Raw genomic sequence first — 25,661 nt, 5'->3', positions numbered from 1 at the left:
TACGGAGACGGCCGGTCGCGGACCCCTACCGCACCGGCCTTCCCCGTGAGAAGGGGGGAGCTATGGACGCCGCACGCGCACGCAAGATCGCCGATCGGATCCAGCAGATCGTGGCGGAGATGCTGGAGCGCCGCATCAAGGACCCCAGGCTGGGGTTCGTGACCGTGACGGACACGCGCATCACCAACGACCTGGGCGAGGCCACGGTGTTCTACACCGTGTTCGGCTCCGAGGCCGAGCGGGCCGACTCCGCCGTGGCCCTGGAGAGCGCCAAGGGGCTCATCCGCTCGGAGGTGGGCCGCCAGACGGGCCTGCGCCACACGCCGACGCTGACGTTCACCCACGACCCGCTTCCCGACAACGCCCGTCACCTGGAGGACCTGCTCGCCGAGGCGAAGGCCAGGGACGTGGAGATCGCCAAGCGGGCCGAGGGCGCTGCGCACGCCGGGGACGCCGATCCCTACCGCAAGCCCGAGGACCGGGAAGACGGCGACGACTCCGGGGACGAAGAAGACGAATCCTCGGAACGCGCGGGACGCTCCGCGACGTGACGCCCGACCTGCGTGACGACGACTCGGCGGGCCCGGTGTCCGGTCAGGACTGGGCACGGGCCGTCGAGCTCATCTCCGCCGCGGACGAGATCGCGCTGGCCTGCCACGTCTCGCCCGACGGCGACGCGCTCGGCTCCATGCTGGGCGTCGGGATCGCGCTGCGCGCGGCGGGCAAGCGGGTCACCGCCTCCTTCGGCGACCGGCGCTTCACGGTGCCCAGGCTGCTGCGCTTCCTGCCGGGGCAGGACCTGCTCGCCGATCCCGCGCACTACCCGGACGCGCCCGAGGTGATGGTCACCTTCGACGTTCCCACCGTCGGGCGTCTCGGCGTGCTGACCGGCAACACGGTCAAGGCGCACGAGCTGGTCGTGCTCGACCACCACCCGTCCAACACCGGGTTCGGCACCCTCAACCTGGTCGACCCCGGCGCCGCGGCCACCGCCGTGCTCGCCGAGGAGCTGCTCCACCGGCTCGGCCTGCCGGTCGACAAGGACATCGCGACCTGCCTGTACGTCGGGCTCGTCACCGACACCGGCTCCTTCAGGCACTCCTCCACCACCCCCGGCGCGCACGCCATGGCCGCCCGGCTGCTGGCCACCGGGCTCGATCCCGAGAGGATCGCCCGCGAGCTGTGGGACCGTTCCCCGTTCGGCTACCTGAAGGTGCTCGGCGTCGTGCTCGACAGGGTGCGCCTGGAGCCCGAGGTGGGCGGCGGCCTGGTCTGGACGTTCGTCACCCACGCCGACCGTGCCGCGTACGGGCTGCCGTACGACGAGGTCGAGGGGATGATCGACGTGATCCGGCGCACCGACCAGGCGGATGTCGCCACCATCCTCAAGGAGGACGACGACGGCGCCTGGCAGGTCTCCATGCGCTCCAAGGGCGGGGTGGACGTCTCGCGCGTCAGCGCCGCGCTGGGGGGCGGCGGGCACGCCAAGGCGGCGGGTTTCACCTCCCACCGGCCCGTCGAGGAGACGATCGAGAGTCTCCGGGCCCTGCTGTAGAACCTTTCCCGGCACGCCTGTAAGGACCAACATGAGTACGGCTCGCGCCAAGCGCACCCCGCCGCCGAGCGGGCTGATCATCGTCGACAAGCCCGCCGAGTGGACCTCGCACGACGTCGTGGCCAAGCTCCGGGGCATCGCGGGCACCCGCAAGGTCGGCCACGCGGGCACCCTCGACCCGATGGCCACCGGGGTGCTGGTGGTCGGCGTCGAGAAGGCCACCCGCCTGCTCGGCCACCTCGCGCTCACCGAGAAGGGCTACGACGCCACGATCCGCCTCGGCCAGTCCACCAACACCGACGACGCCGAGGGCGAGGTCATCGCCACGGCGTCGGCGGCGGAGGTCGCCGAGGAGGACGTCAGGAAGGGGGTCGCCGCGCTGACCGGCCCGATCATGCAGATCCCGCCGCAGGTCAGCGCCATCAAGGTGAACGGCGAACGGGCCTACAAGCGGGCCAGGGCGGGCGAGGAGGTCGAGCTCAAGGCCCGGCCGGTGACCGTGTCGGCCTTCGAGATCACCGCCGTACGCCGGCACGGCGACCTCGTCGACGTCGACGCCTCGGTGTCCTGCTCCAGCGGCACCTACATCCGCGCGCTCGCCCGCGACCTGGGCGCCGACCTGGGGGTCGGCGGCCACCTGACCGCCCTGCGGCGCACCCGGGTGGGCCCCTACGACCTGTCGGCGGCCCACACCCTGGAGCGGCTCGCCGCGGAGTGCGTGATCCTGCCGATGGCCGACGCGGTCGCGGCGGCCTTCCCCCGCAGGGACGTGACCGCCGAGGAGGCGTCCTCCGTCGCGCACGGCGGGCGGCTGCCCGCGCTGGGCCTGGGGAGCGGGCCGATCGGGGTGTTCGGTCCCGACGGCACCCTGGTGGCGCTGGTGGAGGAGCACGGCCAGATCGCGAAGTCCCTCGCGGTCTTCGTCCCCTGAGTTCCCTGAATCCCCTGAGTCCTCTGAGTCCTCTGAGTCCCCTGACGGGACCGCCCGCCCTCGTGCGCCCGGCCCGCCCGTACCCGCGCCCGGCTCCCTCCGCCGGGGCGGCCGAGGCCCCGGCGAGGTCGTCCGGAGGTCCCGTGAGGGCCTTCGGGGCTCCTCCGGTGTCCTGACGGGACCCTTTCGAGGTCGGGGGCCCGTCGAAGTCAAGGGGCTCCCCGATTGGGGAGAAGGGCCGGGAGCATGGCAGGCTTTAGGGGTTCATCCGCTACGAGGGAAGAGGCTGCGGTGCGAGGCTGGCACGGATTGGACGACGTGCCCGAAGACTGGGGCAGGTCCGTCGTCACGATCGGCGTCTTCGACGGCGTTCACCGCGGGCACCGGCAGATGGTGGCCCGTGCCGTCGCGATGGCCGCGCGTCTCGGGGTTTCCTCGGTGGTGGTGACCTTCGACCCGCATCCGGAGGAGGTCGTGCGGCCCGGCACGCACCCGCCGAGGCTCACGACGGCCAGGCACCGCACCGAGCTCCTCGCGGGGCTGGGCGTCGACGCGGTGTGCGTTTTGCCGTTCACGCTGGAGTTCTCCCGGATGAGCCCGGATGAGTTCGTGCAGACCGTGCTCGTCGACCGGCTGCACGCCGCCGGGGTCGTGGTGGGGGAGAACTTCCGCTTCGGGCACAAGGCCTCCGGCGACGTGGAGACGCTGCGCACCCTCGGGGAGAAGTACGACTTCGTGGCCGAGGCCGTCCCGCTGGTCAGCGACGGGGAGACGATCTCCTCCACCCTGATCCGCGAGCAGATCGCCGCCGGGGACATGGAGGCGGTCACCCAGACGCTCGGCCGCCCGCACCGGGTCGAGGGCGTGGTCGTCCGCGGCTACCAGCGCGGCCGGCAGCTCGGTTTCCCGACGGCGAACCTGGAGTCGCCGGAGTTCACCGCCATCCCCGCCGACGGCGTCTACGCCGGCTGGCTGCAGGGGGTCCCGACCGGCAACCTGCCCGCCGTCTACGGCGGCGAGCGCTGGCCCGCGGCGATCTCGGTGGGCACCAACCCGACCTTCGAGGACGTGCCCCGCACGGTCGAGGCGTACGCGCTCGACCGCGACGACCTCGACCTCTACGGCGCGCACGTGGCCGTGGACTTCGGGCCGAGGCTGCGCGGCAACACCAGGTTCGACTCGATCGAGGCGCTCGTCGCGCAGATCCACGCCGACGTGGACGAGGTGCGCCGCCTGACCGGCTGACCTTCCCCGCCCGATCCCGCGCAATCCCGCCCGATCCCGCCCGGCCCTCGTGTCACACGGGTCTCGCGCACCGCGGCCCTTCCGGCCCTGTTTTCCCGCTCTCGTAGGGGTTTCCGGACGGGGGCGCGCCGGGCTCTCGTAGGATGTGCGGGGGCGTTGGAGCCGGTGGTAACCTGGCATGTCAGCTCTGTAACCGGTGTCCAATGGTGCCGGTGCTGATCTCGCCACGGCGACTGTAGGCACGCACGGTCGTTCGGGGAGCCGGAATTGCGCGTGCCCGCAGAGGTTCAAGGAGAAAAGTGTCGCTCGACACCGCAGCAAAGAAGCAGATCATCGGTGACTACGCCAAGGGTGAGACCGACACCGGTTCCCCCGAGGTGCAGATCGCGCTCCTCAGCAAGCGCATCAGCGAGCTCACCGAGCACCTGAAGGTGCACAAGCACGACCACCACAGCCGCCGTGGCCTGCTGCTGCTCGTCGGCCGCCGCCGCCGGCTGCTGAAGTACCTGCAGAGCAAGGACATCGCGCGCTACCGCTCGCTCATCGAGCGCCTCGGCCTGCGCCGCTAGTGTCATGAGGGAGTGGCGTTCGCGCCGCTCCCTCATCTCTCATACGGGGTGGTGTCGGCGCGTCGCGCCACGAAGACGCCGCTCCGGTGAGCAAACTGAATAGCCGAGACAGTGCCCCGCGTCCGCAAGCAAGCGCGCCCCACGGCGTCGGAGGGCCGGTCCTCGGTAGTGGCCCCCGGTCATCTTGGCACAAGCCATACGGAACCGGGCGCTTCGATCGAAGACCGGCGCTGCACCTACGGGGAGCCGGCAACACGACGAACCAGGCGCGACACGTGCGTCTGGCCGGACGCGGGCGACCGACCCACAAGGAGGTCCCCCGTGGAGGGTGTCCACAGCAGCGAAGCCGTTATCGACAACGGCTCATTCGGCACGCGTACCATCCGGTTCGAGACCGGCCGGCTCGCGCGTCAGGCGGCGGGTTCCGCCGTCGTCTATCTCGACGACGACACGATGGTCCTCTCCGCGACCACCGCGTCCAAGAATCCCAAGGAGAACCTCGACTTCTTCCCCCTCACGGTGGACGTCGAGGAGCGGATGTACGCCGCGGGCCGCATCCCCGGCTCGTTCTTCCGGCGTGAGGGCCGTCCCTCCGAGGACGCCATCCTCACCTGCCGCCTGATCGACCGGCCGCTGCGCCCCTCGTTCGTCAAGGGCCTGCGCAACGAGATCCAGGTCGTCGCCACCGTCATGGCGCTCCACCCCGAGCACCTGTACGACGTCGTGGCGATCAACGCCGCGTCCCTCTCCACCCAGCTCGCCGGGCTGCCGTTCTCCGGCCCGATCGGCGGCGTCCGCGTCGCGCTGATCGAGGGCCAGTGGATCGCCTTCCCGACCAACACCGAGCTGGCCAGCGCCACCTTCGACATGGTGGTCGCGGGCCGCGTCCTGGCCGACGGCGACGTCGCGATCATGATGGTCGAGGCCGAGTCCACCCGCGACACGCTCAAGCTGGTCGCCGAGGGTGCCGTGGCGCCGACCGAGGAGACCGTGGCTCAGGGCCTCGAGGCCGCCAAGCCGTTCATCAAGGTGCTGTGCGAGGCGCAGTCCAAGGTCGCGAAGGTCGCCGCCAAGGAGACCGCCGAGTACCCCCTGTTCCTCGACTACCAGGACGACGTCCTGGAGGCCGTGACCGGCTCGGTGCGGAGCGAGCTCGCCGCCGCGCTGACCATCGCCGGCAAGCAGGAGCGCGAGACCGAGCTCGACCGGGTCAAGGCCCTGGTGCTGGAGAAGGTCGGCCCCGACTTCGAGGGCCGCGAGAAGGAGATCGGCGCCGCGTTCAGGTCGCTGACCAAGAAGCTCATGCGCGAGCGTGTCATCGCCGAGGGCGTCCGCATCGACGGCCGCGGCGTCAAGGACATCCGGCAGCTCAGCGCCGAGGTCCACATCGTGCCCCGCGTGCACGGCTCGGCCCTGTTCGAGCGCGGCGAGACCCAGATCCTGGGCATCACCACGCTCAACATGCTCCGCATGGAGCAGATGATCGACACGCTCAACCCCGAGCGCACCAAGCGCTACATGCACAACTACAACTTCCCTCCTTACTCCACCGGTGAGACCGGCCGGGTGGGCTCGCCCAAGCGGCGCGAGATCGGTCACGGCGCGCTCGCCGAGCGGGCGCTCCTGCCGGTGCTGCCGCTGCGCGAGGAGTTCCCGTACGCGATCCGCCAGGTCTCCGAGGCGCTGAGCTCCAACGGCTCGACCTCGATGGGCTCGGTCTGCGCCTCGACGATGGCGCTGCTCGACGCGGGCGTCCCGCTGAAGGGCATCGTCGCGGGCATCGCGATGGGCCTCATCAACGAGGGCGACCAGTACGTCACGCTGACCGACATCCTCGGTGCCGAGGACGCCATGGGCGACATGGACTTCAAGGTCGCCGGCACCAAGGACGTCATCACCGCCCTCCAGCTCGACACCAAGCTGGACGGCATCCCGGCCTCCGTGCTGGCCGCCGCGCTGAAGCAGGCGAAGGGCGCCCGTCTCGCGATCATCGACGTGATGCAGGAGGCGATCGACTCCCCGGCGGAGATGAACGCGACGGCCCCGCGCATCATCACGATCAAGATCCCGGTGGACAAGATCGGAGAGGTCATCGGCCCGAAGGGCAAGATGATCAACCAGATCCAGGACGACACCGGCGCCGAGATCACCCTGGAAGACGACGGAACCATCTACATCGGCGCCACCGACGGCCCGTCCGCCGAGGCGGCCCGGTCGGCGATCAACGCCATCGCGAACCCGCACATGCCGGAGGTCGGCGAGCGCTACCTGGGCACGGTCGTCAAGATCGCGGCCTTCGGCGCCTTCATCTCCCTCATGCCGGGCAAGGACGGCCTCCTGCACGTCTCCCAGATCCGCAAGCTGCACGGCGGCAAGCGCATCGAGAACGTCGAGGACGTCATGAACGTCGGCGAGAAGGTCCAGGTGGAGATCGCCGAGATCGACTCGCGCGGCAAGCTCTCCCTGGTGCCCGTCGAGGTCATCGAGAAGGAGGCCGCGGCCAAGGCCGAGTCCGGCGACACCGAGGCGCCGGCCGCCCCGGCCGCCGAGGTGTCCGCCGCCGACGACAGGCCCCGCGAGGAGCGGCCCCGCCGCACCCGCACCCGCAGCAGCAACGGCGGTGGCGGCAACCGCGGTGGCGGCGGAGGGGAAGACCGCAACTCGTGATCACCACCACTCTGCACCCCGGCAAGGACGGCGCCGGGGTCGTGAAGCGCACCGTCCTTCCCGGTGGGCTCCGGGTGGTGACCGAGTCCATGCCGACCGTGCGTTCCGTCGCGGTCGGCATGTGGGTCGGCATCGGATCGCGAGACGAGTCCCCCCAGCACATGGGCTCCTCCCACTTCCTCGAGCACCTGCTGTTCAAGGGCACGCCCACGCGGGACGCCCTGGAGATCTCCGCGGCCATCGAGGGCATCGGCGGCGAGATCAACGCGTTCACCGCCAAGGAGTACACCTGCTACTACGCGCGGGTCCTCGACGAGGACCTGCGGGTGGCGATCGACGTGCTCGCCGACGTGGTGACCTCCTCGATCATCAGCGAGGAGGACGTCGAGGCCGAGCGTGGCGTGATCCTGGAGGAGATCGCCATGCACGACGACGATCCCTCGGACGTGGTGCACGAGCAGTTCTCCGCCGAGCTGTACGGTGACACGCCGGTCGGCAGGCCGATCCTCGGCACGGTCGACTCGATCACCGCGGTCAGCCGCGACCGGATCGCCGAGTACTACCGGCGTTACTACCTGCCCACCCACACCGTGGTGTCGGTGGCGGGCAACGTCGACCACGAGCGGGTGGTGGCCCTGGTCGCCGCGGCCTACGAGCGGGCCGGGGCCCTGGGCGGCGACGCCTCGCCGGTGCCCCCGCGCGTGTCGGGGCCCGGCGTCGAGCTCCGCTCCGGCACGCGGGTGGTGCACCGGCCGACCGAGCAGGCCAACCTGGTCCTCGGCACGACCGCGCTCACCCGCACCGACGAGCGCCGCTTCGCGCTCGGCGTGCTCAACGCGGCGCTGGGCGGCGGCATGTCCTCACGGCTCTTCCAGGAGATCAGGGAGAAGAGGGGTCTCGCCTACTCCGCCTACTCCTACACCTCCGCCCTCGCCGACACCGGCCAGTTCGGCATCTACGTCGGCTGCCTGCCGTCGAAGATCGACGACGTGCTGAAGATCTGCCGCGAGGAGGTGCTCCGCGTGGTCGCCGAAGGCATCACCGAGGAGGAGATCGTCCGCGGCAAGGGCCAGATGCGCGGCGGCCTCGTGCTCGGCCTGGAGGACACCGGTTCCCGGATGTCCAGGATCGGCAAGGGCGACCTCGTCTTCGACGAGCTGCTCTCGGTCGACGACCTGCTCGCCAGGATCGACGCGGTGACCCCGGAGCAGATCGCCGAGGTGGCCCAGGACGTCCTCACCCGCCCGATGTCCCTCGCGGTCATCGGCCCCTACAAGGAGGACCGGGACTTCAGCGCGGTCGTCACCGGCTGACGGTCCTTCCCCGTTCCACGCATGGACGGCCCCGGCGTTTCCGCGCCGGGGCCGTCCGTCGTTTCGTCACCGTCCTTCCCCGTTCCGCGTACGAGCGGCCCCGGCGTCTCGTCACCGTCCTTCCAGGCTCCACGTACGAGCGGCCCCAGCGTTCCCGCGCGGGGCCGTCCGCTGCACCGGGGCCCTTCGGTATAGCCTTGGGCCCGTGATCAGGGTTGGAGTTCTCGGCGCCCGAGGGCGCGTCGGTGTCGAAGTGTGCAAGGCCGTCGAGGCGGCGGACGATCTGGAGCTGGTCGCGGCCGTCGACCAGGGCGACCCGATCGAGGGGCTGGAAGGCGCCGAGGTGGTGGTCGACTTCACCCACCCCGACGTCGTCATGGACAATCTCGAATGGTGCGTCTCCCACGGCATCCACCCGGTGGTCGGCACCACCGGCTTCGACGCCGCCCGGCTGGCGACCGTGCGGGGCTGGCTGGACGCCAACCCCGGCGTCAACGCGCTGATCGCCCCCAACTTCGGCATCGCGGCCGTGCTCATGATGCACTTCGCCCAGCAGGCGGCCCGCTACTTCGAGTCCGCCGAGATCGTCGAGCTGCACCACCCCAACAAGGCCGACGCGCCCTCGGGCACCGCCCGCCGTACGGCCGAGCTGGTCGCCGAGGCGCGGCGCAAGGCGGGGTCGGCGCCGATGCCCGACGCCACCAGCACGGAGCTCGACGGGGCGCGCGGCGCCGACGTCGACGGGGTCCGCGTGCACGCGGTACGGCTGGCCGGGCTCATCGCCCACCAGGAGGTCATCCTGGGCGGCGACGGCGAGATCCTCACCATCCGCCACGACACCATGAACCGCTCGTCGTTCACCCCGGGCGTGCTCCTGGGCGTGCGCCGGGTCCGCGAGCTCCCCGGCCTCACCGTCGGCCTGGAGCACCTTCTCGACCTCTAGGCGTGGGAGGGCTGGACGCCGGTGGCACCTCGGTGAAGCCGCGAGGTCGGTGGTAGTCGTTCCGTACCGCACTCAGCGGGGCGTTGGCATGGGTCGGGTGTCCACCTCGTGGGATCGGTCGATCAGGTCCGTCATCGCCCGCTGAAAGTCGCGGCGCCGCTGCTCGCTCCAGCCTTCTGTCAGCCGGTCGAAGACCTGCTCCTGCCAGTTGTGAGCCTGTTCCAGCAGGGTGTGGCCGGACGGGGTGACCGTCGCCGCGCGCCGGCGACCGTCTGTTTCCGATGCCCGCATGGCCAGGTAACCGGCCTCGGCCGCGCTTTTGACCAGTCGCGACGCTCCGCTCTGATCGATGCCGATCTCGTGGGCGACGGCATTGACCGTTGCGGTGATCCCCCGCTGGGTCAGGGAGTGGACGGCCTCGGCGACGAGCACGAGCCGGCCCTGCTCGGCAACCTCGTGATCGCCGTCCGAGGACCTGCGCGACCAGTGCCGGACGAACGCGAACAGGACCTGTCCCGGCCCTGAGCCGCTCATTCGGTGGCCGCCATCTCGCGGCAGATGTAGGCCAGCTCCAGCGCCGACTTCACATCGGGCAGCCGGAGAGCGGCGGTGACCTTCTCTCCGGTTACCCGGAACACCGTCGCAACCCGGGTCGGGGTCTGGTTCTCGGGCCAGGTGGCGTCCTCCTCCACGACCATGAGGCGCTCACCGACCGGATGCCACGACCGCGGGATCAGCGTGATCCCCGAGCGTTCCACCCACTGCGCGAACTGCTCCGGGGTGATCGGACCGGCGCCCTTCGGCCCCAGGACGACGACCGGATCACCGACCGCCCTCGCCGACCGCTCCAGGTCGCCGGCGTTCACGCTCGCGTGCCACTCGTTGACGGCTGCTTCCAGTGCTGACTCCATGTCAGAAGTCTATGCGAAATGCATGCATATCTGGGAGTCGAGGCTGTCGGCAACCTCCTGCTCCGCGACAGCCGGCGCGTGATCCCACCGGTCCCGCTGGTCCTGTCGGTTCCAACCCGGTCCCGCCGGTCCTGCCGGGCTCCGGAACCCCGGGCCCGGCGCCGCTCGTTGTACGGCCATGACACCTCCCGAGCTCGCCTGCCCGCTCTGTCACGGCACCGCGTTCCAGCAGGAGCAGGGCAGGCTCGACAGCCGCTGGGGCATCACCTCGCACCGGTTAACCCTGATGATCTGCGAGCGGTGCCGCTATATCCTCCAGTTCTATGACAAGCACTCCATCTTCGACTTCGACTGAGGTCCGCCGGGCGCGGCCGGAGGAGCTGGCCGGGCTGGTGGCGGTGGAGCTCGCGGCCGACGGGGTCTTCGCCCAGGTCGGGATCACCTTCCCGCCGGGGACCACGATGATCGAGGAGGCCGACGACCCCTCCCGGGTGCTCGTCGCGGGCGACCCGCCGGTCGGGTTCGCCCTGTTCGGCCTGGTTGACGGGGAGGTCCACCTCGACCAGCTCGCCGTCCACCCCGACCACGGGCGCAGGGGAGTCGGTGGGAGCCTGCTGGAGGCCGTCTGCGAGCACGCGGCCTCGGCCGGTTTCGCCGCCGTGACACTGACGACCTACCGCGACGTGTCCTGGAACGCGCCCTGGTACGCCCGGCGCGGCTTCTCCGTGCTCGACCCCGCCGAGTGGGGGCCGGAGATGGCCGCCCTGGTGCGCCACGAGCGCGAGCTGGGCATCGAGGTCGCCCCCCGCGTCGTGATGCGCCGCGTTCTGTGAAGGGGCCGATGCCGCGGACCGCAGGGCCGTGCCCCAGGAGGGCCGGAGAGCGGCCGGGGTTCGGTGAGGCGGGGTTCAGGCGGGGTCTTGCCGGGGCCGAGGAGGCGAAGGTCAGAGGGCGAGGCCGATGGTGAGCAGCAGGCCGTACACGAGCTGGAAGCGGCCCGTCTGCTGGAGCGTGGCGATGAGCGCGGGGCCGGTCGCGCCCGCCCGTACGGCCTTCACCGGGGCGATCGCGAGCGGGGCGGCGAGCAGTGCCAGCGCCGCGAACGGCTGCCAGGGCACCAGCGCGGGCGCGATCACCAGGGGCAGGACCAGGCAGAGGGTGTAGAGGACGCGGGTGCGGCTGTCGCCGAGCACCACGGCCATGGTGCGCTTGCCCGCGGGCCCGTCGGTCACGATGTCGCGCAGGTTGTTGACCACGAGCATCGCGCAGGCCAGCAGGCCCGCCGGGACGGCCGCCGCCACCGCGAGCCAGGGCAGGTGTTCGAGCTGGACGTACGTGGTCCCCGCCACCGCCACCAGGCCGAAGAACACGAAGACCGAGACCTCGCCGAGCGCCCGGTAGCCGTACGGGCTGGAGCCGCCGGTGTAGAACCAGGCCGCGGCGATCGCGAGCGCGCCGACCAGCAGCAGCCACCAGGCCCCGGTGACCACGACGAGCACGAGCCCGGCCACCGCGGCGGCGAGGAAGCAGGCGAGGGCCGCGGTGAGGACCTGGCGAGGTGAGGCGGCGCGCGAGCCGACCAGGCGCATCGGGCCGACCCGGTCCTCGTCGGTGCCGCGCACCCCGTCGCTGTAGTCGTTGGCGTAGTTGACGCCCACCTGGAGGGTGAGGGCCACGAACAGGGCCAGCAGGGCCCGCCACCACACCCCTCCGGCGTACCCGATCGCGACTCCGGTGCCGACGGCGACGGGGACGACGGCGGCGGGAAGGGTGCGCGGACGTGCTCCGGCGATCCACTGGCTCGGGGTGGCCATGGGCGTGCGAGGTTCCTCTCCGGCTCTAGCTGATGTCGGTCGCCAGGCGGATCATCCGCACCGTACGGCCCATGTCGATGACCCGCTCGGCCCCGTCGGCGCCCCACCCGGCGGACTCCAGGAAGCCCAGCACCGCGTAGTTGTCGGCGAAGACCCAGGTCACGATGGTGTGGTAGCCGTCGTCACGGAGGTAGTCGACCGTGGCGTTCAGCAGCCGGCTGCCGTGTCCGCGCCGGACGTGGTCGGGGTCGATCAGGAACGTGAGCATCTCCCCGGCCATGGTCGGGTCGAGGTCGGGGTCCTCCGCCGGGGCGTGTGAGGCCAGGCCGGCGACCTTCTCCGCGCCCTGCAGCGCGGCCATCGCCTCGATGCCGCCGGGGCCGAGCGCCGGGAAGGCGTCGGTGTCGAGGACGACCTGCTCCACGGCGACCAGCACGCGGTGCCGGCGGCTGGGCGGCGAGGTGATCGCGTCGTCCCACTGCTGGCGCCACATGTTCTCGGCCGCGGGGCCGGTCATCTGCTCCAGCGGTCCTTCGGGAAGGAAATCCCGGTAGCCGTACTTCCACGCGCGGATCTGGGTGCCCGTCACCGCGGCGACATCCTCGTGCCGAGCCGCCCGCACGCCTACGTCTGCCATCTCGGCCCGCTCCTTCTCTGCCGTCTGCCGTCGCCTCGAAACGCGCTGTCTCGTGGATCTCGTGCCACGCGAGCGGGCATCAGGCGGGTGGATCCGTGAGGCAGGCTCTTACACCGTATCGGGGAATCCGACTCAGAGATGACGTGAACCCGGCTCCGTCTGCCGTCGGGCCCGATATGCCCTTGTCTTCGTGCGGTTGCCGCAGACCCTCATGGAACACCACGAGCGTGAACGATTCTTGGACGAGTCGACGAACGCCCACTGGCAGCTGCTCTCGGTGCAGACCTTCAGGCGCGGCCACATCCCGTCGGCGTGGGCGTTCATCACGGCGGCGACGATCCCGGCCAGGCCGCCGGGCACCCCCGTCGCGACCGGTTCGAGCACCGGCCCCCCGGAGGTCAGCGCGACGCGCAGCGGGAGGGCGCCGAAGGGCCGCGACAGCCCGGGGCCGTGATCACCACCGCCGGGGCGGTCGTGGTTGTGGCGCAGGGCCTCGCGCAGGGCCTCGCGGAGATCGGCGGCCGTCGCCAGGTCCCGCTCGTCGGCCGTGTCCTCGGGGCCGATCAGCTCCCGCCCGCCCAGCCAGGCGGTCAGCGCGGCCGGGGAGGGGATCGCGTCGGTCTCCTCCTCGACGTCGTACGTGTTCACGAAGTCGATCACCAGCTCGGAGGGATTGCCCATGTCGTCGCTCACCTCCTCCCTCTTCGCAACCACTGTACGCCATTAGGGGGTTGTGCTCCTTTCGACACCGCCATAAGGTCATAGATGGTGTTTCAAGGAGGTTGTCATGTGGTACCTGGCCTATCTCGCGTTCAGGGAGACCGGCAGGCGCGCGCCGGACCGGCCGGACCGGTCGTATCGGTCGTATCGGAGGAGAGACCATGATCATGAGGGTGTGGAGAGGGTGGACCCGCGTCGAGGACGCCGCCGATTATGAGAGATACCTGCTGGCCACGGGATACGTCGGCTACACCTCGACCGAGGGCAACCGGGGGGTGTGCTTCACCCGCCGGGACGTGGGGGAGCGGGCCGAGTTCCTGCTGACCTCGCTCTGGGAGTCGTGGGAGGCGATCACCGCCTTCGCCGGGGACGATCCGTCACGCGCCGTCTTCTACGACGAGGACGACCGCTTCCTGGTCGAGCGCGAGCTCACGGTCACCCACCACGAGGTCTTCGCGGCCGCCTGACCACTCTCGCGGGGGTTCGGGAGCAGGGGGCGCCCCCGAACCCCCGCGAGGGCGGTCAGGCGGCCAGGGACTGTCCAGGGCCGTCACCGGGTCGCGCGGGAGAGCGGGGCTGGGCGCGGCGTCAGGGTGACGCCGAAGGGCAGGTCAGGCGTGGTCAGAGGCTGTTCAGGGCCGTAGCCGGTTCGCGCGGGGAGAGCGGGGCCGGGCGCGGTGGCAGGGTGACGCCGAAGGGCAGGTCAGGCGTGATTAGAGGCTGTTCAGGGCCGTAGCCGGTTCGCGCGGGGAGAGCGGGGCCGGGCGCGGTGGCAGGGTGACGCCGGGGAGTAGGTCAGGCACGGTCAGAGGGAGTCCAGGGCCGTCGCCAGCCTGCGGACGCCCTCGACCAGCTCGGCCGTGTGGACGGCCGCCGAGTGGGTCACCCTGACGCGCGGGCCCGGCGGCTCGGCGGGGTAGTAGATCCGTCCGGGACTCACCAGCGCGCCCGCCCTCCCCGCCGCCTCCACCACGGCCTCCTCGTCCCGGTCCTCGGGAAGCCGTACCCACAGGTGCAGGCCGCCGCGAGGGACGAGATGGATCCCGGCGCCGGGCATCCGGGCGGTGAGGGCGGCGGCGAGGGTGTCCCTGCGCAGGGCCAGCTCGGTGCCCAGGGTGGCCAGGTGGCGCCGCCAGGCGGGCGAGCCGACGAACTCCAGCGCCGTCTCCTGGAGCGGCCTGGCCACGAAGAATGACTCCACGAGCTGACTCGCCCGGAGGCGCCGCGCGGCGGGGCCCCGGGCGACGACCCCGGCGACCCGCAGGCTCGGCGACAGGACCTTGGTCAGCGAGTTGATGTGCACGACCGTGCCGTGGGCGTCCAGCGCGACCAGCGGCGGCGGTACGGGGGCGGTGGCGAAGTAGCGGGCGTAGTCGTCCTCGATCACGAAAGCCCCGGCCGCGCGGGCGATCGCCAGCACCTGCTCGCGCCGTTCCGGGGACAGGGTCGCGCCGGTGGGGTTGTGCAGGGTCGGCTGGCAGAGGAAGACCCGCGCGCCGGTCACGGCGAACGCCTCCGCGAGCAGCTCGGGCCGCACCCCGTCGCGGTCGACGGGCACGGCCGTCGCGCGGAGCCCGGCGGCCCGCGCCGCCGCGAGCGCGCCCGGGTAGGTGGGGGTCTCGACGAGTACGGGGGTGCCGGGGGCGGCGAGGGCCCGGAAGGCGTGGACGAGCGCCGACTGCCCGCCGCTGACGATCAGCACGTCCGACGGGGTGACGTCGCCGCCCAGCTCCTGGGCGAACCACCTTCGCAGCTCGGGGACACCGGCCAGCGGCGGCATCGCCCAGACGTCGGGACGGCGCAGCGCCCGGGAGGCGGCGGCCGACAGGGCCCTGGAGGGCCGCAGGACCGGGTTGAGGTAGCCGCCCGTGAGCGGGATGACCCCCTCGGGCGGGGCGGTGAGCAGGCCGCTCACCTCGCTGTCGTCCACCACCCTGTCGCCGAGCGCGACCGTCTGCCACGACATGTCGGCGCTCTCGCCGCCCCGCGTGATCGCCGGGGCCACGTAGGCACCGCTGCCGGGCCTGGTGATCACCCGCCCCTCGGCGGCGAGCCTGCCGATGGCGCGCGACACGGTCACCGGGCTCACGTTGTGCAGCCGGACCAGCTCCCGGCTCGACGGCAGCCGGTCGCCCGGACGGAGCCGCGACACCTCATCACGGAGCGTGGCGGCGAGCCGGACGATACTGCTATCGTCATTCATGAGTGAAAAGAGTAGCGCTATCGTACCAAATCGGATAGCGGCGGGTACGGCCTCGCCGGTGCAGGTGGTGTCTCCCAGAGAGGCGCGCCACGACCGGCGGCCGTCCGGCGCGGTGCCGCCCGAGGCGCCGGGCAGGGCCTGGCGGGGGACCCTGCTGGCCGGGCTCGGCGTGCTGGCGTTCTCGGGGTCGTTCCCGGCGACGGTCTTCGCGATGGAGGGCTTCGACCCCTACCTGGTCGCGGTCGGCCGGGCCGCCGTCGCGGCCGTCGCGGCCGCCGCGTTCCTGCTCGTGGCCAGGGTGCCGCTGCTGCCGCCCAGGTCCCGGCTGCGGTCGTACGGCGTCATCGTGGCGGGCGTGGTGTTCGGGTTCCCCCTCTTTAGCGGCCTGGCGCTTTACGCCGGGGCCTCCACCTCGCACGCCGCCGTGGTGATCGGGCTGCTGCCCGCGGCCACCGCCGCCTGCGCGGTGCTGCGGGCGGGGGAGTGGCCCAGGGCGCTGTTCTGGGTCTCCTGCGGCCTCGGGGCCGTGTCGATCACCGCCTTCACCCTCAGCATGGGCGGCGGCCACGTCACCGGGGCCGACCTGCTGCTCGTCGGCGCGCTGCTGTCGGCCGCCGTCGGCTACACCGAGGGCGGGCGCCTCGCCCGCGAGACCTCCGGCTGGCGGGTGATCTCCCACACCCTCGTCCTCGCCGCCCCGCTGACCGTGCCGATCACCGTCGCGCTCGCGCTCACCACCGACCCGCGGCCCACCGCCACCTCACTGGCCGGATTCGCGTACGTCGGCCTGGTCTCGATGTTCCTCGGCTTCATCCCCTGGTACGCGGGCCTGGCCATGGGCGGCATCGCCCGCGCCGGGCAGACCCAGCTCGCCCAGCCGCTGCTGACGCTGCTGTGGGCCTGGCTGCTGCTCGGCGAGCTCTTCGGCGCGGTCACGATCGCGGCGGCGCTGGCGGTCCTCGCGTGCGTCGCTCTCACACAGCGGGCCCGCTCCTGAACACCTTCGGGACCGGGCCGGGTCAAGCCGGGCCGGATTCCCGGGGCGGGGGTGTTCTGTGCCGGATCCCGGAGCGTGGCGCGCCGGGCCGGATCCCGAAGCGTCCTTGAAAGACGTGACATACAGGCGCAAAATGTGAAGCGAAGCTGTCACAGGGGGTGTGACCATGGCGGACCTGACGATTCCCGAGGGCGGTTTCTGGCCCGCTCCCGAGATCCCCCAGCCGAACATCTACCCGATGGAGTGGCGGGTCGAGACCGAGAAGCTCGCCGCCATCTACGAGAAGTCCAAGCGCGTGGTCTGGAACCCGGCCGACCTGCCCTGGGACGATCTCCGGCCGAGCGACTTCACCCACGAGCAGCGCCTCGGGATCATGTACTGGTTCTCGGTCCTCGCCAACTTCGACGCCTCGGGCCCGGCCGTCTTCGCCCGCGCCACCATCCAGGCGTTCGAGAAGCACGAGGAGGACCCGGTCAGGAAGTGCTTCTTCTCGATCACCCGTGACGAGATGAACCACGAGGAGTGCTGCCAGCGCACGATCGCCAAACTCTGGCCGGGCGGGCCGCTCGACTGGACCCCCACCACCGACCTGGAGAAGGCCGCCCACAACAACATCGGCTGGCTCTACCACAACGGTGGCCGCTACTGGACGGGCTACAGCGGCGCCGTCGGCAGGTACAGCCTGCCGGTGCTGTTCACCAGCTTCATGATGGGGGAGATGGCCGCGTCCACCCTGTTCCGGGGCATGGCCACCGGGACCAGGCACCCCGTCTTCGGCGACATGTTCCACCGCATCGGCCGCGACGAGTCGCGCCACCTGCAGATCTGCATGACCATCCTGGAGAACGAGTGGCCGGGCCTCACCGACGACACCCGCTCCCTGATCACCCGCCAGCTGCGCGCGGGCTTCGTCTTCCTCTCGATGATCCTCTGGGAGCCGCCCGGCGGCTTCTGGGAGCTCCCCCCGTACTTCCTGCACAACCACCGCGTCCTGATGGACCACGCCCGCGACGCGGGCCTCGGCGTGCTCTCGTACGAGGAACAGGCCGACAACTGGCGCGTGGCGATGGCCAGGATCCGCGTCATCGTCGAACGCTGGGGCATCGAGTTCCCCGCCATCCCCGAACTCGACATCGACGGCGTCCAGGTCGACTTCCTCGACCCCGAGGACATAATTCCGGTGTTCTGAACGCCTGGCCGGCGGCACACGAAAGCCCCGGCCTTCCCCGGGCCGGGGCTCATTGCCGTCCGGATCTCGTACGGATTACGAGGCCACGTTCTCCAGCCGCGCGACGACACGGGCGAGCAGGTCGCGGATCTCGATCTGCCCGGCTTCGAGCTTGGCGACGTTGTCCCGTGTGACGGCGGAGTTCTTCTCAATGTTGCCCGTCGAACGTTCCAACCTGCCGAGACGATTCTTGATCTCGGTGATATCGGCTTCGACGGTGTCGATCCGATCCTCGATGTACGGCATGCGGCCAGGATAGGACGATCCCTCATGAGTGTGGGGTCAACTCGGGAAGAAGCGTCGTGCCGGCTGCTTCCGAAGGTGAGAAGCCGGGTGAAACCGCTCCGAGCTGGGAAAATGCACCATGCGTGCAGTCGCATGACCCCGGAGGACGGCAGATGGCCGATCAGCCCCATGACTCGCCCTGAGGGCGAAGACCCCTCGGTGCCCGTCGGCCCACCTCCCGCGCCCGCTTCCGGTGAGAAGCCCGTTCCCGTACGAGCGCCCGAGACGAGGTCCGTCCAGCGGCGAAGCCATGTCGCTCTCGTGCTGCTGACGCTGGCGGCCGGGGCGATGGACGCGATCGCCTTCCTCGGGCTCGGCGGGGTCTTCACCGCGAACATGACCGGCAACCTCATCCTCTTCGCCCTCGCCGGCCGCGAGGACTGGGTGCTCCACGCGCTGCGTTCCGGGCTGGCCTGCGCGGGGTTCTGCGCGGGGCTGCTCATCGGCTTCACCATGCCGGGGCGTCACGGAGGAAACGCGTTGTGGTCGCCGGCCGCCGTCAGGCTCCTGTGGGCCGGCCTGGCCCTCCAGATCGCCTTCCTCGCCGGCTGGGCGATCAGCGGGGGCGCGCCCGGCCCCGTCGTGATCCTCGCGCTGATCGGAGCGGGATCCTGCGCCATGGGCATGCAGGCCGCGGCGGCCCGCCGGGTCGACCTCGCGGGCATCACGGCCACGTTCGTCACGGGCACCCTCACCGCCCTGTTCGAGACCTCCGGGCCGGGCTGGTCCACCGACAACCGGCGTCGCACCGCCATCGTCGTCGCCCTCGTCCTCGGTGCCCTCTGCGCGTCCCTGCTCCTGCGCTTCGCGCCGCCCTGGGCCGGTGTGGCCGCTCCGGTCTTCACGCTTCTCGCGCTCGCCGTCGTACACCCGTACGCGCACCTGGGACGCCGGGGACGGCCGGGCCGGGCCCGCGGCTGAGAGGTTCAGCGGCGGTTCGCGGGGTTTCCGGAGGACAGGAACGGATATTCCAGGGTGGGTCGGCTGTGGGCCTGTCGCTCGGCCGGTGAATCGCTTAGAAATGAGGTTGGGACTCCGACTTCCACTCGCCGATCACGACGGCCGGGGCGAGCGGAGATCCCCCGATGACATAAGGAGATGACTCGTGGGCGTGAGCCTCTCGGTGGGAGATGTGGTCGAGGACTTCGAGCTCCTCGACGAGACGGGTACGCGGAGACGGCTCAGCGAGTTCCTGGCCAAGGGGCCGGTGGTGCTCTTCTTCTATCCGGCGGCCATGACCTCCGGATGCACAGCCGAGAGCTGCCACTTCCGTGACCTGGCGGCCGACTTCGCGGCCGAGGGGGCGACCAGGATCGGGATCAGCCGCGACCGGGTCGACCGGCAGGCGAGGTTCGCCCAGGCCAACCAGCTGGGTTTTCCCCTGCTTTCCGACCCTGACGGCACCGTCGCCCGGCGCCTCGGCGCCCGCCGTACGGTCGCGGTGGGCCCGTTCCTCACCCGCCGGATGACCTTCGTCATCGACGTGGACCGACGCCTCCTGGAAGTGATCCACAGCGAGACCTCCATGGAATCCCACGCCGACCGGGCCCTGGAGGCCCTCCGCTCCCGCCCGCACCCGTGACCGAAGCGCGGGAAACCCCCTGATGCTCCGGTGACACTTCGTGATCTTCCGCGTCGAGGCCCCGCGAAGCCGGGTGTCGCACGAAGATCTGAGTCATGGGCAATGAATCGGGATGGCGGGCAGCGTTCTCCGCTCTGTTGATCGCGGGCCTGCTGGCGGGAGACACGGCGGGCCGGGCCCTGAGGGACGCCGGACCGGCCGACGTGCGGCGGATCGGTGAGCTGACCTCCCGCTGGCACCTGAGATACGCGGCCGAACCCGCGGCGGCCGGCGCCACGCACCGGGTCGTTCCCCTCGCGGGAAACCAGGCGTGGCTGTTCGTCACCGCCGAAGGGCGCCCCGGCACGTCGTTGCTGCACTGGAACACCTCCGGCTGGAATCCCGCCGGCAGCCTGCCCGGGCAGCTGAAGAAGGCCGGATACATCGACGTCAGCGCCTCGCCGTCCGGCGACGCGGTGTTGGTGATCAACCACGTGCCCGGCGAACAGGGTGGTTCGGCCGAGCATCTCTGGCAGTTCTCCGGTGGCCGCTGGACGCGTCATCGTCCTCGTCATCTGGACTGGACCGGCGACTTCGCCGTCGTCGGCCGGAACGACGTGTGGCTCACGCAGGGAGGCGGTCCCGAGGGGCCTCCCGCGGACATGGTTCATTGGGACGGCACGGCCCTGCGCAGGAAAACACCCCCGGAGGCGACGGACCTGGTCGCGGTGGCGGCGGCCCGCCCCGACGACGTGTGGGTGGTCGATGACAGGGGCTGGCCCAGAACGCTGCACTGGAACGGTGAGCGATGGAGGGTGACCCCGCTACCGTGCACTCCGGCTATCGCGCGGCGCGATTGCCACGGACGACCCTTCCTCGGCCGGCTGAGCGGCCTGGCGGCGGGACTGGGGAACGACGCGTGGGCGGTCGGCCCCGGCTGGGCCGACGGCGCCCGCCCGGTCGTCCTCCACTGGAACGGCGCGGCGTGGAACCAGGTGAGACTCGATGTGGGCCACCACACAGGGCTGGCGGCTGTGCGCACCGACTCCGTCGGCGGTGTGTGGATCGCCGCCAATCCCGCGAACGGAACGCCCTACGTGCTCAACCTGCGCAACGGCGAATGGGCGAGGTCCGCTCTTCCGCCGCGAAGCGGTCCGCCCGCCCGCATCGTGGACATCGCTCCGGCGCCCGGCACCACCCACCTGTGGGTCCACGCCCAGCACGGCGACGGCCCCGGGAAAACATCCTTGGTCTACGAACTCCAGTGACACCCGGCCGGGTCCGGCGACCACCGGCCCGCCCTCCGGCGCCCGCCGTGGTCGTCACGGTGGGCCCGTTCTCCTCACCCGCCGGATGCCCTTCGTCATCGCCATGGACCACCGCCTCCTGGAAGTGATCCACAGCGAGACCTCCACGGAACCCCACGCCAACCGAGCCCTGGAAGCCCGCCGCTCCCGCCCGTACCCCGTAACCCTCACTCACCCGAAGAGTCGCGCTGCTGGGTATGTGTCGGCCATTTCTCCGGCGGCAACACGTAGGTGCCGCGATGGGGCACTGTGAAAACCCAGCCTTGACTACGCAGGAACGCGACGGCATGCCGGACGGTGGCCTTGGCGACGCCGTACTCGCGTATGAGCAGTTTCTCGCTGGGGATTCGACGATTGACCATGATCCTGCCTTGCTGGATCATGTCGGCAACTTCGTTGGCAATCTCTTCGTAGATGGGGGTTTTCCGTCGTCGGAGTGGAATCCCCACAGGGCCTACGAAAGTGCCCTTGCCTTGGATGGTGTGCGCCAGGCCCCGATCACGAAGTTCTCGGGTCACCCGGCGGGCCGTAGTGCGTGCGATGCCATAGTCGGTCTCGAGGTCGACCTCGCTGGGAACGGGGTCACCGAGGATGAGATCGCCCTCATCAATGTGACGCTGCAAAATGTCGGCCACCTGCTGATACAGGGGAACCGGTCCGTCTCTGTCGAGCACAGCCATACGTTAGATGTATCGATAGGGCTGACCAGGATGAATCTGTAAACGTCCTCGCTATTCCTGCGGCCATTTCTCCTCAGGAGAGACATAACTCCCGCGCTGGGGCACGGTGTAGATCCATCCTTGCTCACGGAGAAGTCCCATCGCACGACGCGCGGTCTCCCTCGCCACCTCGTACTGCTGCATCAGCGTTGTCTCGCTCGGGATAGGGCGGCGCTGTTGCAGGGAACCGGTGCGAATGCGCTCGGCGATCTCGTCGGCGATCTGCTGGTACATGGGTGTTCTGCGGGGTTGACGGACTCCTTCGTCGGGCGGGCCTACGAACGTGCCCTCGCCCTGAACCGTGTAGACGAGTCCTTCATCCCGAAGTGTCTGCACCGCCCGTCTCGCGGTTGTTCGTGCGACACCGAACTCGCTCCTGATGTCGGTCTCGCTCGGAACGGCATGCCCTGACGGAAGGTTGGCCTCCGTGATCCGCTGACGGATGATCTCTGCGATCTGGAGGTAGAGGTGGGTGTCTCCATCATGATCGAGCACACTCAGAATATAGACGAACAGCTACGGACACGGTCATAACGCTACCTCTAATGCCCCCAAAGCCGATAATGATTTTGACGAGAAGATACGACTAGACGTATCGTCATCGAGTGAGCACGTGGGGGATGGAAGTCCTCGTGGTGGCGGGGGTGCCGGGTGGGCGGCATCACGGGCACCACGTGGCGCCGTTGCAGGTGGGTTACGAGCCGATCGACTGGAGGCCCGAGCGGCCGAGGGCCGACCGGTTGCGGATCAAGGAGCACACCTGTGACTGCCTTCCCACCTTCTACGAGCTCTGTCAGGCGGGCGGGCTGATGTTCGTACGGCGAACGGAACGGGCGAGAAAGGGAGTGGTCGTGCACGAGTCGCCCTGGGTGGTCGCCAGGCGGACGCAGGAGTTGTGGCTTCGGCTCCTGATGGGCGCCGCCCGCTGACGATCGGGCGCCGGGAGGAGGACGACTCCGGACCGGCGCCCGCGAAAAGCCCCCGATCTTCCCGAAGGAGGCCATGTCGTCCGGGGAGGTCGGGCGGCGGTCCCGCATCGGTCGGAGGGTCCGGTGCGGGGCCGCCGGACAGCGGCCCGGCAGGCGTCCCTTCCCACACTCACCTGCCGGGCCCTCTCCGTTTGTCACGGAGGGACGCGGCGCCAGGCGGTGTCGGTGACGACGAGGTGGTCGAGGAAGCGAAGGCCGACGGTCTCGGCGGCGTCGCGCAGGCGGGCGGTGACCTCCAGGTCGGCGGGGCTGGGGTCGAGTGAGCCGCTCGGGTGGTTGTGGGCGAGGCCGAACGAGGAGCCGCCGGAGGTGAGGACGGTGCTCATGATCTCGCGGACCGGGGCGGGCGCGTGGTCGCTGCCGCCCTCGCTCACGATCGTCTTGCGGGTCACCGCGCCGCTCGGGTCGCACACCACCACGACCACCCGCTCGTGACTGAGGCCGTGCAGGAGCGGGGCCGCCACGGCGGCCAGGTCCCCGGAACAGGTGACGCGGCGCCGCTCGGGTTCGGCCTGCGCCTGTCGTACGAGATGGAAGGCGGCGATGACCCTGGCCGCCTTCGCGGGGCCGATGCCGGGCACGCGCATCAGGCGGTGGGCGTCGGAACGGGCCAGGCCGTGCAGGTCGCCGCAGTGGGCGATCAGGTGGGAGGCGAGCTCCATCGCGTTGGTGCCCCGGCTGCCGGAGCCGATCAGCAGGGCGAGCAGCTCCCGGTCGGCCAGCGCGGTCGCCCCGCCGGACAGGAGGCGCTCGCGCGGCTGGTCGTTGGCGGGCATGTCCTTGACGCGCAATCGGCACCTCCGGCTTGGGAAACCAGGTCGGTTCTACCAGGTGGCGCCGACATTCCGGCCGGACGACGAGAGGCCGGGGGCGAGGCCGGTGTGGTCGCGAAACCGGCGTGGCCCCCGGTCGGGACTGCCCGCAAGAGCCCGGTCGGGACTACCTGCGGAAGTACTGCCGGGGGAGCCTGAACCCGCGGTCGGACATCACCTTGCGCAGGCGGTCGGGGTAGTCGGTGATGATGCCGTCGACGCCGTCGTCGATGAGTTTGTTCAGCGTCGGCTCGTCGTCGACGGTCCACGGGATCACCTTGATGCCGAGGCGGTGCGCCTGGTCGACCATCTCCCTGGTGACGTAGGGCTGGTACCCGGGGTCGGTGATCTTCCCGTTCTGCGGGGTGCCGTGCACGGGGGAGAAGGCGGTCGCGCCGAAGGACTTGATCGCCCTGAGCGGGTCGCCGCCGAAGTCGTCGATGTCGATCCCGCCGAGCCAGGGGGACGCGCCGGGCTGTCCGGTCTGGAGGAAGTCCCGGTTGGTCAGGGCCACGAGAGGCAGCCTCCGGTCGACCTGGCGCATCCGCATCAGGGCGCCCCAGTCGAAGCTCTGGACGGTGACCTGGCGCCGCATCCCGGCCCTGCGGATCTCGGCCGCCACGACCTGGACGAACTGCTCCCTGGGGGCCGTCTGCTCCGGCGCCCCCGCCTCGACCTTGGTCTCGACGTTGAGCATGACGTCGTGCGCGCGATAGCGCTTGACGAGGTCGAACACCTCGCTCAGCAGGGGCATCCGGGCTCCGGGGGCCGGTCGCTGGCCGGGGAACTCCGCCAGCGTCTGGCTGCCGCAGTCCATGGTCCTGACCTGCGCCAGGGTCAGCGTGTTGACGAACTTGCCGACGTAGGGGAACTCGGGATCGCCGTCGAACGCGGGGGCGGTGTCCCGGCACTTCCTGCCGTTGACCTGCCGGTCGTGGGTCACGACCGCCCTGCCGTCCTCGGTGATCTGCACGTCGAGTTCCAGCGTGCCGACCCCGACCTCCAGCCCGTTGGCGAACGAGGCGAGGGTGCTCTCCACGACCAGCCCCAGCCCGCCCCGGTGGGCCTGCAGGTCGAGGGTGCGGCGGTGGTGCCTGTCGCGGTCCCTGTCTCCGTCCCCGTCGGCGACCGCCGTCCCGGGCAGCGCCCCCATCGCGACACCGATCGTCGCGATCACTGTGGCCGCACGCCATCTACGCATCCGCTGCCCCTCTTCGTGGCCGATCCATCCGACGAACGGATCACGGTTGGTCGATCCGTTCCGTCCGAGGGTCGGCCACGCGTACGGCCAGAGGGGATATTGCAACTGAAGAGGGTTTTAAGGCTTTGTGAGCGTTTCCCCGGGCTGATCGTTTCCCCGGACCCGGGGGTCAGGGGTGCAGGGGGTGGCTGTAGACGAGGCGGAAGCGGTCGCCGGGGATGACGATGTCGCTGGTCTCCACCGGGCGGTCCCCGGCCCAGTGGGTGCGCTCGACGTGCAGGACCTGGACGCCCGCGGGCAGGGCGAGGGCGTCGCTCTCGGCCGGTTGCGGGACGCGGGTGTAGACCTGCTCGACGATCTCGGTGACCTTCACGCCGACGGCCGACAGGCGGGCGATCAGGCTCCGGGGGCTCTCCTCCACGGCCTCGCCGAACTCGGCGGGCTCGTAGGAGGTGGCCAGCTGGATCGGCTTGCCGTCGCCGCGGAAGACGTAGTGGGTGCGGGTGACCGGGGCCGACTCGTCCAGCCGGAGGCGGTGGGCGATGTCGGGGGTGGCTCCGGCGGGCTCGGCCCGCCAGTCCCAGGTGGCCCGGGTGCCCTGCGACTGGATGTCCGCGCCGAAGGGGGCGTGGTGGTCGTGGAAACGCCATCGGTGCAGGGGGAGCAGCACCGGCTGTTCGCGCACGTAGTGGCCCGAGCCGACGCGGCCGACGATCAGGCCCTCGGCGACGAGCACGCGCAGCGCGTGCCGGGCGGCCGTCTCGCCCACGCCGTACTTCCTGGTCAGCTGGGCGCGCGAGGGGATCGGGGCGCCGGGGGGAAGGGAGCCGTCGACGATCTGGCGCCGGATGTCGGCGACGACGCGCAGGTAGACAGGATCGGAGCTTGCCACGTGTCCATCCCTGGGGGTCTGGGGCGTTGTCCCATCCTGTCGTATTCAATGCACAACGCAGGGTAATGGCTCCGATTTGGAGCTCCAACTTTACCGCCGCTCCCAGAAGTGGCCAAAAATATCTCAGAGACCCTGTAACGCCCGCGTAAGGAACGCCGATTC

At 70.7% G+C, this 25,661-nt stretch carries 29 protein-coding genes; 17 read left to right on the top strand and 12 right to left on the bottom strand.

All coding sequences use genetic code 11. The features are described from left to right. Positions 1-62 precede the first annotated feature (62 nt). The 8 genes from rbfA to dapB all read left to right on the top strand — a co-directional run bounded on the left by rbfA (position 63) and on the right by dapB (position 9,223). On the top strand, positions 63-551 hold the full coding sequence (gene rbfA, locus ABT053_RS28045; protein ID WP_350972782.1) for a 30S ribosome-binding factor RbfA: 489 nt from the start codon (positions 63-65) through the stop codon (positions 549-551). After that, positions 548-1,555, top strand: coding sequence for a DHH family phosphoesterase (locus ABT053_RS28040; RefSeq protein WP_350972779.1), 1,008 nt, complete (start codon positions 548-550; stop codon positions 1,553-1,555). The genes rbfA and ABT053_RS28040 overlap by 4 nt, the downstream gene beginning before the upstream one ends. A 31-nt stretch (positions 1,556-1,586) precedes the next feature. Next, positions 1,587-2,486 (top strand): tRNA pseudouridine(55) synthase TruB, encoded by a 900-nt coding sequence (gene truB / locus ABT053_RS28035; RefSeq protein WP_350972777.1) that lies wholly within the window; start codon positions 1,587-1,589, stop codon positions 2,484-2,486. Positions 2,487-2,777: 291 nt separating this feature from the next. Continuing rightward, positions 2,778-3,731, top strand: a complete 954-nt coding sequence (locus tag ABT053_RS28030; RefSeq protein ID WP_350972775.1) for a bifunctional riboflavin kinase/FAD synthetase — start codon at positions 2,778-2,780, stop codon at positions 3,729-3,731. Positions 3,732-4,030: 299 nt separating this feature from the next. Beyond that, positions 4,031-4,300 carry a 30S ribosomal protein S15 gene (rpsO, locus tag ABT053_RS28025; RefSeq protein WP_030904195.1) on the top strand — a complete coding sequence of 90 codons (270 nt, stop codon included), beginning with the start codon at positions 4,031-4,033 and terminating at the stop codon, positions 4,298-4,300. Between the two features lie 321 nt (positions 4,301-4,621). Beyond that, on the top strand, positions 4,622-6,967 hold the full coding sequence (locus ABT053_RS28020) for a polyribonucleotide nucleotidyltransferase (protein ID WP_350972772.1): 2,346 nt from the start codon (positions 4,622-4,624) through the stop codon (positions 6,965-6,967). Continuing rightward, a complete protein-coding gene (locus ABT053_RS28015; protein WP_350972932.1) occupies positions 6,967-8,280 on the top strand; it encodes a M16 family metallopeptidase in 1,314 nt (437 codons plus the stop codon). The genes ABT053_RS28020 and ABT053_RS28015 overlap by 1 nt, the downstream gene beginning before the upstream one ends. Positions 8,281-8,485: 205 nt before the next feature. Beyond that, a complete protein-coding gene (dapB, locus tag ABT053_RS28010) occupies positions 8,486-9,223 on the top strand; it encodes a 4-hydroxy-tetrahydrodipicolinate reductase (RefSeq protein ID WP_350972771.1) in 738 nt (245 codons plus the stop codon). Between the two features lie 72 nt (positions 9,224-9,295). Here dapB and ABT053_RS28005 read toward each other — a convergent pair whose 3' ends face one another. Beyond that, on the bottom strand, positions 9,296-9,757 hold the full coding sequence (locus tag ABT053_RS28005) for a MarR family winged helix-turn-helix transcriptional regulator (protein ID WP_350972770.1): 462 nt from the start codon (positions 9,755-9,757) through the stop codon (positions 9,296-9,298). Further along, positions 9,754-10,134 (bottom strand): hypothetical protein, encoded by a 381-nt coding sequence (locus tag ABT053_RS28000; RefSeq protein ID WP_350972768.1) that lies wholly within the window; start codon positions 10,132-10,134, stop codon positions 9,754-9,756. The genes ABT053_RS28005 and ABT053_RS28000 overlap by 4 nt, the downstream gene beginning before the upstream one ends. A gap of 178 nt (positions 10,135-10,312) precedes the next feature. On the opposite strand from ABT053_RS28000, the gene ABT053_RS27995 reads away from it, so the two are divergent. Both ABT053_RS27995 and ABT053_RS27990 read left to right on the top strand, forming a co-directional pair. Next, on the top strand, positions 10,313-10,489 hold the full coding sequence (locus tag ABT053_RS27995) for a hypothetical protein (RefSeq protein WP_350972766.1): 177 nt from the start codon (positions 10,313-10,315) through the stop codon (positions 10,487-10,489). Beyond that, positions 10,458-10,967, top strand: a complete 510-nt coding sequence (locus ABT053_RS27990) for a GNAT family N-acetyltransferase (RefSeq protein WP_350972764.1) — start codon at positions 10,458-10,460, stop codon at positions 10,965-10,967. The genes ABT053_RS27995 and ABT053_RS27990 overlap by 32 nt, the downstream gene beginning before the upstream one ends. Positions 10,968-11,078: 111 nt before the next feature. Here the strand turns inward: ABT053_RS27990 and ABT053_RS27985 are convergent, their stop codons facing one another. From ABT053_RS27985 to ABT053_RS27975, 3 genes are all read right to left on the bottom strand, one after another. Next, on the bottom strand, positions 11,079-11,948 hold the full coding sequence (locus ABT053_RS27985) for a 1,4-dihydroxy-2-naphthoate polyprenyltransferase (RefSeq protein WP_350972763.1): 870 nt from the start codon (positions 11,946-11,948) through the stop codon (positions 11,079-11,081). Between the two features lie 25 nt (positions 11,949-11,973). Further along, complete coding sequence (locus ABT053_RS27980; RefSeq protein ID WP_350972761.1) at positions 11,974-12,585, bottom strand: GNAT family N-acetyltransferase; 612 nt, start codon at positions 12,583-12,585, stop codon at positions 11,974-11,976. Between the two features lie 132 nt (positions 12,586-12,717). Beyond that, a complete protein-coding gene (locus tag ABT053_RS27975; protein WP_350972759.1) occupies positions 12,718-13,278 on the bottom strand; it encodes a CGNR zinc finger domain-containing protein in 561 nt (186 codons plus the stop codon). Positions 13,279-13,466: 188 nt separating this feature from the next. On the opposite strand from ABT053_RS27975, the gene ABT053_RS27970 reads away from it, so the two are divergent. After that, positions 13,467-13,772: a hypothetical protein gene (locus tag ABT053_RS27970; RefSeq protein WP_350972756.1), complete on the top strand. Its 306-nt coding sequence runs from the start codon at positions 13,467-13,469 to the stop codon at positions 13,770-13,772. 338 nt (positions 13,773-14,110) lie between these two features. Here ABT053_RS27970 and ABT053_RS27965 read toward each other — a convergent pair whose 3' ends face one another. Then, positions 14,111-15,508, bottom strand: coding sequence for an aminotransferase-like domain-containing protein (locus ABT053_RS27965; RefSeq protein ID WP_350972755.1), 1,398 nt, complete (start codon positions 15,506-15,508; stop codon positions 14,111-14,113). Positions 15,509-15,575: 67 nt separating this feature from the next. Between ABT053_RS27965 and ABT053_RS27960 the strand changes: the two genes are divergently transcribed. Next, a complete protein-coding gene (locus ABT053_RS27960) occupies positions 15,576-16,505 on the top strand; it encodes a DMT family transporter (protein ID WP_350972753.1) in 930 nt (309 codons plus the stop codon). Between the two features lie 166 nt (positions 16,506-16,671). Beyond that, positions 16,672-17,694: a hypothetical protein gene (locus ABT053_RS27955; RefSeq protein WP_350972752.1), complete on the top strand. Its 1,023-nt coding sequence runs from the start codon at positions 16,672-16,674 to the stop codon at positions 17,692-17,694. Positions 17,695-17,769: 75 nt separating this feature from the next. Here ABT053_RS27955 and ABT053_RS27950 read toward each other — a convergent pair whose 3' ends face one another. Further along, positions 17,770-17,979 (bottom strand): hypothetical protein, encoded by a 210-nt coding sequence (locus ABT053_RS27950; RefSeq protein WP_350972750.1) that lies wholly within the window; start codon positions 17,977-17,979, stop codon positions 17,770-17,772. A 168-nt stretch (positions 17,980-18,147) separates the two neighbouring features. Here ABT053_RS27950 and ABT053_RS27945 point away from each other — a divergent pair, with 168 nt between their 5' ends. The 3 genes from ABT053_RS27945 to ABT053_RS27935 all read left to right on the top strand — a co-directional run bounded on the left by ABT053_RS27945 (position 18,148) and on the right by ABT053_RS27935 (position 20,847). Beyond that, positions 18,148-18,939, top strand: a complete 792-nt coding sequence (locus ABT053_RS27945; RefSeq protein ID WP_350972749.1) for a YoaK family protein — start codon at positions 18,148-18,150, stop codon at positions 18,937-18,939. 184 nt (positions 18,940-19,123) lie between these two features. After that, the gene (locus tag ABT053_RS27940) at positions 19,124-19,600 is read left to right on the top strand and encodes a peroxiredoxin (RefSeq protein ID WP_350972748.1); all 477 of its coding nucleotides are present in this window, start codon (positions 19,124-19,126) and stop codon (positions 19,598-19,600) included. A gap of 95 nt (positions 19,601-19,695) precedes the next feature. After that, positions 19,696-20,847 (top strand): hypothetical protein, encoded by a 1,152-nt coding sequence (locus tag ABT053_RS27935; protein ID WP_350972746.1) that lies wholly within the window; start codon positions 19,696-19,698, stop codon positions 20,845-20,847. A gap of 206 nt (positions 20,848-21,053) precedes the next feature. Here ABT053_RS27935 and ABT053_RS27930 read toward each other — a convergent pair whose 3' ends face one another. Both ABT053_RS27930 and ABT053_RS27925 read right to left on the bottom strand, forming a co-directional pair. Then, positions 21,054-21,566, bottom strand: a complete 513-nt coding sequence (locus tag ABT053_RS27930; RefSeq protein WP_350972744.1) for a GntR family transcriptional regulator — start codon at positions 21,564-21,566, stop codon at positions 21,054-21,056. A gap of 51 nt (positions 21,567-21,617) precedes the next feature. Continuing rightward, positions 21,618-22,100, bottom strand: a complete 483-nt coding sequence (locus ABT053_RS27925) for a GntR family transcriptional regulator (RefSeq protein ID WP_350972742.1) — start codon at positions 22,098-22,100, stop codon at positions 21,618-21,620. Positions 22,101-22,210: 110 nt separating this feature from the next. On the opposite strand from ABT053_RS27925, the gene ABT053_RS27920 reads away from it, so the two are divergent. Beyond that, complete coding sequence (locus ABT053_RS27920) at positions 22,211-22,534, top strand: hypothetical protein (RefSeq protein ID WP_350972741.1); 324 nt, start codon at positions 22,211-22,213, stop codon at positions 22,532-22,534. 194 nt (positions 22,535-22,728) lie between these two features. Here ABT053_RS27920 and ABT053_RS27915 read toward each other — a convergent pair whose 3' ends face one another. From ABT053_RS27915 to ABT053_RS27905, 3 genes are all read right to left on the bottom strand, one after another. Continuing rightward, a complete protein-coding gene (locus ABT053_RS27915; RefSeq protein WP_350972739.1) occupies positions 22,729-23,385 on the bottom strand; it encodes a JAB domain-containing protein in 657 nt (218 codons plus the stop codon). A gap of 148 nt (positions 23,386-23,533) precedes the next feature. Then, positions 23,534-24,607, bottom strand: a complete 1,074-nt coding sequence (locus tag ABT053_RS27910) for a glycerophosphodiester phosphodiesterase family protein (protein WP_350972737.1) — start codon at positions 24,605-24,607, stop codon at positions 23,534-23,536. Positions 24,608-24,776: 169 nt separating this feature from the next. After that, positions 24,777-25,499: a GntR family transcriptional regulator gene (locus ABT053_RS27905; RefSeq protein ID WP_350972735.1), complete on the bottom strand. Its 723-nt coding sequence runs from the start codon at positions 25,497-25,499 to the stop codon at positions 24,777-24,779. Positions 25,500-25,661 lie beyond the last annotated feature (162 nt).

The organism is Streptosporangium sp. NPDC002524 (assembly GCF_040295985.1).
In the GTDB taxonomy this organism is placed as follows: Bacteria; Actinomycetota; Actinomycetes; order Streptosporangiales; family Streptosporangiaceae; genus Streptosporangium.
The sequence above is the reverse complement of the archived record's forward strand: the minus strand, read 5'-3'. Positions and strand labels throughout refer to the sequence as shown.